This is a genomic window from Deltaproteobacteria bacterium, assembly GCA_019308995.1.
In the GTDB taxonomy this organism is placed as follows: domain Bacteria; phylum Desulfobacterota; class Desulfarculia; order Adiutricales; family JAFDHD01; genus JAFDHD01.
Genome location: JAFDHD010000223.1, coordinates 1 through 2,004, shown reverse-complemented (window position 1 = coordinate 2,004; position 2,004 = coordinate 1). Strand labels below are relative to the sequence as shown.

Below are 2,004 nucleotides of genomic sequence, written 5' to 3'. Positions count from 1 at the left end.
GGGAGCTACGGTGTTATGTGCGCGGATGCCTGCGCTTCGCTGGGCTTAAATGTGATTGACCTCCCTCCCGAAGCCATGGAAAAGTTCAATACCATGTTCCCGGACCGCTGGAGCCACGGTAATCCTGTGGATCCCGCCGGGGACCGCGATCTTATCCAGTATCTGAAGGCCCCCGAGGTTTTACTGCGATGCCCGGAAGTTGACGCCCTCATCTTCATGGGGTTCGGCTCCTTTTCTGGAATTTCAGCCATGCTTTCCTCTGCCAGCGGCCTGATCAGCCAGCGCCTGGAAAACCTGAAGGAGCACATGGCGGGTTTTGAAGAAACCGCCCGCACCTATACTGAGATGCTTGATTCCGGGGATCATTCTCAGATTAAAGAGATTATCAGAACCGGACTGGGCATGATCTTTGGTTCGGTCATGGCTACCAATGCTAATAGTATTGTGGAATTCCTGGAGATGGTTTCCGAGGCCCTCACCTCGGAAAAAATGAAGGGAAGCTCCTTTTTTGAGGGTTTGAAAAAGCTTTTCAAATCCGTAATTGACGGCGATCTGGACGGGACCAAGATGGCAGATATTATGGAACTGATGACACCCATGCTAGACGCCGTAATTATCCACTGGACCCAAAAATATGGAAAGCCGGTCATCACCACCACCTTTAGCGAGGGGATATCCCGTATTGGTGAAGGCGGCCATTTTCCATATTCAAACGCCGAACGCGCCTCTAATGTTCTGGCCAAACTGGTTGAGTACAGCGAATACCTCGGAATCATGAAAAAAGGGGAAGGCAGTCTTGAAAGCAGAGGCTGAAACAAGACGATAAAGCCTGGAAACGGCGCACCCGCCAATCCCATGTTAAATGTTTAAGCACATCTTTTACTTACCGGCCAGGCCCAGGACCAGAGCTTTAATACATTAAGGAGATTTGGAATATGGCGAAGAAAAAATCATGGCGAGAAAAATTAATGGACAAAAAGGACCTGCCCAGGGTGGAGAAGATAACGCTAAAAATGAGCAAACGATGGGGCAGTGGCACGGTCGCTATTCCAGCCCCTATAGAAATTGATGAAATCATGAAAAAAGTGCTAAAAGGCAAGCTGATAACCATTAATGAACTCAGAGCTATTATTGCGAAAAAGCACGACGCCACTATTGGCTGCCCCATGACCACCGGGATTTTTGCCTGGATCGCAGCAAACGCGGCGGATGAGGAAGCGCTGGGAGGAAAGAAGAGGATAACGCCTTACTGGCGGACATTAAAAACAGGCGGAGAACTAAACCCGAAGTACCCGGGCGGAATCGAATACCAAACCCTCCAACTGGAATCAGAAGGACACAAGATAATCAAAAAAGGGCGTAAATATTTTGTAGAGGATCATGAGAAATCCCTGGTAAAAATTGAAAAACTTTTACCCGCGTAATCTTCACGGATACCTTTGGCCTTTCAGGTTTCACTTTATTCGCAGTTGAGTAAGGGGGGAGGTCTTTGCGTTTTTTGGAAAATGGCTCTCTTTTTTTCGTCCTGTACCTTGCCTGCTATTAAAGATAGGCGGCCACGGCCTCAGTAAACTCGGTCGTCGTGGCCCGGCCGCCCTGGTCTGGCGTGAGAAAACGACCCTCGGCGTAGACTTTCTCGATCGCGGTCTCAACCCGTGTGGCTTCATTGGCAAAGCCCAGGTACCTAAGCATCATCATGGCGGAAAGCATGGTGGCTGTCGGATTGATTATATTCTGGCCGGCAATATCAGGCGCCGTGCCATGCGCGGACTCGAAGTATGCGTATGAATCACCATAGCAGCCGCTGGGGGCCAGCCCCAGGCCGCCAATCAAACCGGCCGCACCGTCAGAAAGGATATCCCCGTATAGATTCGGCATGACCACCACGTCCAGGCTCTGGGGCGTGGAAGTCATCACATGAGCAAAATTGTCCACAATAAGCGATTCGAATGTTATGTTCGGATAGGATTCAGCCACCTGCTGTGCCACCTCTCGAAACAGACC

At 50.2% G+C, this 2,004-nt stretch carries 3 protein-coding genes; 2 read left to right on the top strand and 1 reads right to left on the bottom strand.

What is annotated here, in order from left to right; translation table 11 throughout:
- The first annotated feature begins 15 nt into the window (after nucleotides 1-15).
- Nucleotides 16-813, top strand: coding sequence for a hypothetical protein (locus tag JRI95_17165; GenBank protein ID MBW2063276.1), 798 nt, complete (start codon nucleotides 16-18; stop codon nucleotides 811-813).
- A gap of 122 nt (nucleotides 814-935) precedes the next feature.
- Nucleotides 936-1,424 (top strand): hypothetical protein, encoded by a 489-nt coding sequence (locus JRI95_17160; GenBank protein ID MBW2063275.1) that lies wholly within the window; start codon nucleotides 936-938, stop codon nucleotides 1,422-1,424.
- Nucleotides 1,425-1,542: 118 nt separating this feature from the next.
- Here the strand turns inward: JRI95_17160 and JRI95_17155 are convergent.
- A partial coding sequence (locus JRI95_17155; protein MBW2063274.1) for an isocitrate/isopropylmalate dehydrogenase family protein occupies nucleotides 1,543-2,004 on the bottom strand: 462 nt, incomplete at its 5' end.

Bases quoted from the DNA above. Each gene is read 5' to 3' on its own strand.
- JRI95_17165 (MBW2063276.1), top strand. From the start codon at position 16: ATGTGCGCGGATGCCTGCGCTTCGCTGGGCTTAAATGTGATTGACCTC.
- JRI95_17160 (MBW2063275.1), top strand. From the start codon at position 936: ATGGCGAAGAAAAAATCATGGCGAGAAAAATTAATGGACAAAAAGGAC.